The 4,642-nt window shown below is 67.5% G+C and carries 8 protein-coding genes; all 8 read right to left on the reverse strand.

The genetic code is table 11. The features are described from left to right. A partial coding sequence (locus AB1578_22135) for a PIN domain-containing protein (protein MEW6490598.1) occupies positions 1-373 on the reverse strand: 373 nt, incomplete at its 3' end. After that, entirely contained in the window at positions 370-624 is a 255-nt protein-coding gene (locus AB1578_22140) for an AbrB/MazE/SpoVT family DNA-binding domain-containing protein (GenBank protein MEW6490599.1), read from the reverse strand. The genes AB1578_22135 and AB1578_22140, both read right to left, overlap by 4 nt. Before the next feature lie 248 nt (positions 625-872). Beyond that, complete coding sequence (locus tag AB1578_22145) at positions 873-1,187, reverse strand: CcdB family protein (protein MEW6490600.1); 315 nt, start codon at positions 1,185-1,187, stop codon at positions 873-875. Next, positions 1,187-1,432, reverse strand: coding sequence for a type II toxin-antitoxin system CcdA family antitoxin (locus AB1578_22150; GenBank protein MEW6490601.1), 246 nt, complete (start codon positions 1,430-1,432; stop codon positions 1,187-1,189). The genes AB1578_22145 and AB1578_22150 overlap by 1 nt, the downstream gene beginning before the upstream one ends. Positions 1,433-1,755: 323 nt before the next feature. Then, on the reverse strand, positions 1,756-2,049 hold the full coding sequence (locus tag AB1578_22155) for a type II toxin-antitoxin system RelE/ParE family toxin (protein ID MEW6490602.1): 294 nt from the start codon (positions 2,047-2,049) through the stop codon (positions 1,756-1,758). Beyond that, complete coding sequence (locus tag AB1578_22160) at positions 2,034-2,276, reverse strand: CopG family ribbon-helix-helix protein (GenBank protein ID MEW6490603.1); 243 nt, start codon at positions 2,274-2,276, stop codon at positions 2,034-2,036. Before AB1578_22160 ends, AB1578_22155 begins: the two co-directional genes overlap by 16 nt. A gap of 449 nt (positions 2,277-2,725) precedes the next feature. Continuing rightward, complete coding sequence (locus AB1578_22165) at positions 2,726-3,694, reverse strand: DUF4351 domain-containing protein (protein MEW6490604.1); 969 nt, start codon at positions 3,692-3,694, stop codon at positions 2,726-2,728. 520 nt (positions 3,695-4,214) lie between these two features. Beyond that, the gene (locus AB1578_22170; protein ID MEW6490605.1) at positions 4,215-4,439 is read right to left on the reverse strand and encodes a hypothetical protein; all 225 of its coding nucleotides are present in this window, start codon (positions 4,437-4,439) and stop codon (positions 4,215-4,217) included. Positions 4,440-4,642: the final 203 nt, after the last annotated feature.

The following is a 4,642-nucleotide window of genomic DNA, read 5'->3' on the forward strand; positions in this document are numbered from 1 at the left end:
GGGTGAGCAGGCGATCCGCCCCGGCCTTCTCGGCAGCACGCGCGATGAGGCTGTCGTAGACGGCGCCGCCCGACAACTCCAAGTTCCCCCACCGCCACAGAAGGGCCTGGTAGTCTGCCGCATCGAGGGCTACGATCTGGGCGTGGGAGGCGACATTCTCGTCGACCAGGCGCTGGGCAGCGGTCGGCGAGATGCGGGGCGCCGTAGGGAGGCGGGTCAGGACGGCGTACAGCTCGGCCAGGGTGTGGGCCGCCACCAGGAAGGTCACTCTGCCGGACTTGGCTCCTTGCAGCCAGGGCAGCGCGCGCCGGTGGCCGGGATGGGACTCCACCATGGCCGCCACCAGCACCGAGGTGTCGAAGAGCACCTTCATCGACGCGCCAGGTCCTCCAGTCGCTCTTCTCGGCTCTCGGCAACCGCAGCCGGAAGGTCCCCCGCAGCCCGCCCCCGGAACACCAGCACGCCGCCTTCGTCGATCAGGGGTTCCGTTCCGGTGAGCGGTGTGAGGCTCACCGCCGCTCCCCGCTCTTCTACGAGCAATACCGTCCCCGGCCGAAGCCCCAGGTCATCGCGCACCCGCTTGGGGATGACAACCCGGCCAAAGCGATCCACGGTCGCTTCCATGGTGCCCTCCTCGTTCGTGAATTGGTTGCCAATTTAGCACCCGCAATGGCAAGGCGGCAAGGATCGGGGACGGGGGACGGCGTTCCCGGTTCCCGGTTCCCGGTTCCCAGTTCCCAGTTCCGGATTCCGGATTCCGGATTCCGGATTCCGGGTGCCGGGTGCCGGGTAGCCCAGTCCTGCTTGGCGAGCTTTGCGGCTTTGCGTGAGACGAGTCTTTCCGGAGTCCCGTCCTGGGCTTCGGGCTCCGTTCACAGGCCGGTGAAGAGGACATCGAGGGCACGGATGATCTCATCGCGCCTTTGCGCCAGATTCTCCACCTTCTCGCCGAGCGCCGAGCGGGGGATGCCGGCCAGCTCGGGGGTGGAGAGGACGACACGTTTGCCCTGGACCTCGAAAACGGGGTTGAGATGGCGCACCGGCGTTGGCACCGCCGCCAGCCGCACCAGGGGTACGACGACGCGGGTGGCCAGGGGGTCGAGGAGGTCGCTCTGGACGTCGAGGAGGTACGGGATGTCGCGACAGGTGTGGGGGTTGCCGTTGCGGTGGACGTCGAACTGGGCCATCAGAAGCGCCGCAGCCCGTCGCTGAAGACCCCCCGGCTCGCGACCCTTCGGTTGTACTCCTCGATGGCCTCCCGGTTCTCCTCACTCCACTGCTCGCGGCGGCGGGCACGCACGATCTCCGCCAGGTGCTCCTCGAACAAACGAGACAGGTTGATCCCGAGCTCCCGGGCCTGCCCCAGCAGATCCCGGTTGACGGACAGGTTGGTGGCCTTCTTCGGAGCATGGGGATCGTAGACGGGCTCCATGAGGGGCTCCTCCCAAGCGTGGGTGAATGCGCATAGTTTACGCGCATCGATGTCACACATCCAGTGCCGAGGCGCGGGGGCTGGGGGCTGGGGGCTGGGGGCTGGGGGCTGGGGGCTGGGGGCTGGGGGCTGGGGGCTGGGGGCTGGGGGCTGGGGGCTGGGGGCTGTGGGGGCTGGGGGCTGGGGGCTGGGTGCCAGAAGATCGAGGAGGATCTGGGGGGCCACAAGGAGCGGAGGTGGCGGGGATCAACCCGCTGGAGCGAGACGGCGAAGGAACGCAGCCGGTATGCGCCTCGCCCACGACTCGCGTCCCGTGGGCTTCCTCACCGCGGCGGCCACCTCCGGGCGTGATGCAGAACGCGCAAGATATGGATCTCTCGTTCCCTCACTCGGTAGATCACGAGGAAAGGCGTTCCGCTCACGACCAGCTCCCGGGTCTGCTCCACCCTCCCGGGCCGCCCCAGGTTCGGGTAGTCCACGAGGTATTCGACCGCCTCGCGAATGCGGTCCGCCATCCGCTTTGCAGCGGCAGGCTCCTCCTGCTCGATGGATTCACGTGCTTCCGCCACGTCGCAATCGGCACGCCGGGTCCACCGGAGAATCACTTCTCTCCCCACTGGGAAAGCTTCTCACAGACCTCCTCGTGGCTGACGAAGTGGCCTGCATCGGCCTCGACGAGGCCCTCCTCGATCGCCTGCAACTGCCACTCTTGCTGAGAGACATACTCCTCAATGGCCTGGGTCACGAGCTCGGCCGTGCTTCGCCCTGTTACGCGCGCAAGGTTGGCCAACCGCCGAGTCAAATCCCTGGGAACCTTCGCAGACAACGCAGCTTGTTCGGCCATGGGAACCTCGCAACGCGCAAGACAACGGAACATACTCGATCCAGAACCACCCTTGCAGTGGATTCTGCTCCCAGCGCAGCCGCGGCGCAATTTGCATTGCTCGTGACGGGTGACGAGTGACGGGTGCTGCGGTTGGCGTTCCCGGTTCCCGGTTCCCGGTTTCCGGTTGCGGATTCCGGGGGATGGGGAACGGGGGACGGGGGACGGCGTTCCCAGTTCCCAGTTCCCAGTTCCCAGTTCCCAGTTCCCAGTTCCCAGTTCCGGATTCCGGGGGACGGGGGACGGGGGACGGGGGACGTGAGGCGTGAAGGGTGAAGGGTGAAACGCCGGCAGTTCGCTCCCAACAGCCAACGGCCAAGGGCCTCTGGTTTCCGGTGCCGGGGGACGTGAAGCGTCAGAGGGGAAACGGGAAAGGCGATCCCCTTGGTGCTGGAGAAAGAGGGGACGCCTCACCCGTCGGCAAACACCTCTTCCAGGGAAGTCGCGTCCAGGATGCGGTCCGCCCAGGCCTCGAGCTGACCCAACTGCGCACCGGCCAACCTCGCCTCGACCCAAGGGGGCAGGGCCCCGAACCGGCGGCTCAGCAGCCGCTCCACCACCCGAACCTCCCCCTCCTGCCGGCCCTCCTGGCGGCCTTCCTGGCGGCCCTTTTGCCGACCAATCCGCTCAGCGCTCGTCACGTACTGCATGCCCATGGCCTCCTCGTAGCTTCTGACCTCTTCCAACAACCGCTCTTCCAGGTCCGCCGGAAGCTCCAACACCCAGTCGATGAAACGGTACAACTCCAAGACGTCCGCCTTGCGGTAGCCTCGCTGGTACAGCCCCTTGGTGATCGCCCACTTTGCGGCGTACCGACCGGCAGGGTCGCGGGCCGTCTCCAGGGCTTTCAGGTGGGCGGTGACCACCACGGCAAAGGGGTTGGGGTCCACATCCAGCCTCCCCCAGTCCCCGCGGAAGTCCATCAACTTGGCGACGGGGAAACGAAACACAACCTCACACCCCCACAGGCTCTCCTCATACCGCGCCGGCCGCCAGGCAGGCTGGTCATCCGCGAGCACGACCAGGCTCGCCACCGGCGCGTCGTAGCGGTCCGCGAGGCGAGAGTGGTACACGAAGATCCGCTTCGCGAGCCCGGCTTCGACCTGCCCCTGAACCTCCACGTGCACGTACACCAGCTGAGGCTCCCCGTCGAGCCGCCACACGCGAAACAGCTTGTCCGCAATCCGCCGCCCCAGCTCCGCATCGCGCACGACCTTCTGGAGTTCCTTGTCCCAGGGTTCGTAACCCCGCGACCAATCGACGCCCACGTGGGCCTCGGGAAAGAAGAACGCCAGAAACTCCTGGAAGTACCGATCCAGAGCGTTCTTCCACGGGCTGTCGTAGTCGGCTCGGCCCGATCCGGCCCCCTTTGTCCCCACCGCCGATCTCCCTTGCCTTCCCGCCGCAAAGCCCCCGCCATCATCTGGCGGGTGATCCCAGGGTACAGGGTCCAGAGGCCGGGAGCAAAGCCCCCCGTTCCGCCCCCTACCTCGCCCCGCCGCCTGGGGGGACGCTGGCGTTACCCGCGGGGGCGGCCAGGGATGCCCGGCGGGCCTCTGCCGGGAAACCTCTGGTCGAGCACCAGGTAGCGCTGCCGCGGCCGATAGGCTTTGAGCCCAGCCGGGTGGTGGTCACAGCCAGCCGGCCCGCCGAGTCTGGCAGCGGAGTCGAGGAGGACCGTTGGCAAAGACGCGGGGGGAGCCGCCGGTGGTGCGGGGAGCTTACGCCGCCACGCCTGGCGCGAGGACGGTGGCGCACCAGAGCGCCGGCCCACGGGGGCAGCCAGGTCGGGCTGGGGAGGCGTGAAGGAGGTCAACTGGGCTTTGACAGAACGGACCTTGTTGCCAGGGGAGTCTGGGTCGCTACCGCCTCGTAGTGCCGATCCAGGGGAGAAACATCTCAAAGCTCGTCGCGCGTCTCGAAGTGGTCCTCTGGCGGCCGCGCCAGCGCTTCGCCCTTCCACCCGCCCACCACGTCCTCGAAGAACCCGGCGGGCCAGGCGCGGTCGAGGTCGCGCCGCACGATCTCCGCCAGGTAGCGGGATACGCTCACACCCCTCTCCTTGGCCTTTCGCCCGATCTCGGCGGCGACGGGTTCGGGAACATAGAGATGAAGTTGCGGCATGATGTCCTCGGCGCACATAGTCCAAATACTGCTGGAGAGAGTACTGACTTGCGTCGCCGCAAGCAAGGGGCCGTCGCCCAACGTGGGGGTTGGAAGGAGTGGGTGTCGTGGGAAATCGGATCGCCGACCGGCACCCCGAAGCCCTGCGGGGCTGAGCGCCCTGGTACCCGGCGAGATCCAACGACAGGCGAAGGCGGCTCAGT

Source organism: Thermodesulfobacteriota bacterium, assembly GCA_040756475.1.
Lineage (GTDB): Bacteria > Desulfobacterota > Deferrisomatia > Deferrisomatales > JACRMM01 > JBFLZB01.

Excerpts from the sequence above, each read along its gene's own strand:
- AB1578_22160 (MEW6490603.1), bottom strand. The coding sequence starts at position 2,276 with ATGGCCGAACAAGCTGCGTTGTCTGCGAAGGTTCCCAGGGATTTGACT.
- AB1578_22150 (MEW6490601.1), bottom strand. The coding sequence starts at position 1,432 with ATGGAGCCCGTCTACGATCCCCATGCTCCGAAGAAGGCCACCAACCTG.
- AB1578_22140 (MEW6490599.1), bottom strand. The coding sequence starts at position 624 with ATGGAAGCGACCGTGGATCGCTTTGGCCGGGTTGTCATCCCCAAGCGG.
- AB1578_22145 (MEW6490600.1), bottom strand. The coding sequence starts at position 1,187 with ATGGCCCAGTTCGACGTCCACCGCAACGGCAACCCCCACACCTGTCGC.
- AB1578_22170 (MEW6490605.1), bottom strand. The coding sequence starts at position 4,439 with ATGCCGCAACTTCATCTCTATGTTCCCGAACCCGTCGCCGCCGAGATC.